The sequence below is a fragment of the Pseudoalteromonas sp. SG41-5 genome (assembly GCF_014164495.1).
GTDB classification, from domain to species: Bacteria; Pseudomonadota; Gammaproteobacteria; order Enterobacterales; family Alteromonadaceae; genus Pseudoalteromonas; species Pseudoalteromonas rhizosphaerae.
This window is the reverse complement of record NZ_JACJFH010000267.1, coordinates 1-665: the sequence shown is the minus strand read 5'-3', so window position 1 is coordinate 665 and position 665 is coordinate 1. Positions and strand designations below refer to the sequence as shown.

Annotated in this window: 1 protein-coding gene and 1 pseudogene; both read right to left on the bottom strand. The window is 41.1% G+C overall.

Annotation, left to right across the window (positions count from 1 at the left end; all coding sequences use genetic code 11):
• Window positions 1-214: pseudogene (locus tag H5232_RS24510) on the bottom strand (transposase); the annotation flags it as partial.
• 63 nt (window positions 215-277) lie between these two features.
• Complete coding sequence (locus H5232_RS24505) at window positions 278-625, bottom strand: transposase (protein WP_259398902.1); 348 nt, start codon at window positions 623-625, stop codon at window positions 278-280.
• Between the last annotated feature and the right edge of the window lie 40 nt (window positions 626-665).

Below are 665 nucleotides of genomic sequence, written 5' to 3'. Positions count from 1 at the left end.
CCGTGATTTTATCTGCACTTTTATCCAGCTTTTCTTTTTGCTTTAAATCCTGTGTTATCAACTCTTCGCTCAGGCTATCTTGTGATTGGTGACGTTCGATAATACGTTTACTCGCGCGTTCTAGTTTTGCTTTTTTACGCCCTAGCTCATCGAATGTGCCGCTCCATTCTTTACTCGCATTAGATTTCAATTTGCATCCATCAATGGCAAACATGTTGCGACCTATCAAGCCTTCTTCGTCGCAGATCATCAGTACTTGCGTAAACAGCGGTTCAATCTATTCGTGCATTTTGGCCACGAATCCCGCTACAGATGTGTAATGAGGTTGAATATCACCCGACACACTCATGAACAAAATATTCGTCTCACACGCCTTAGCAATACGGCGGCTACTAACCAAACCATGTGCGTAACCAAGTAAAATAATCTTTAGCATCACTGAAGGAGGATACGCAGCAGCACCCGTTTTATCATTGTGATACCACGCATCAAAGCCCGATAAATCGAGTTTATTTTCGACAATATAACAAAGCGCATACTCAAATGTACCTGGCAATATTTGCTCAGCAAAATTGATTGGAATGAATTTATTTTGGCAGGATAAGTCTGGCTTGTAGTTGGCCATAACAATTTACCGTGGGTGAATAATATCTATTAGATCACAG

Excerpts from the sequence above, each read along its gene's own strand:
- H5232_RS24505 (WP_259398902.1), bottom strand. The coding sequence starts at position 625 with ATGGCCAACTACAAGCCAGACTTATCCTGCCAAAATAAATTCATTCCA.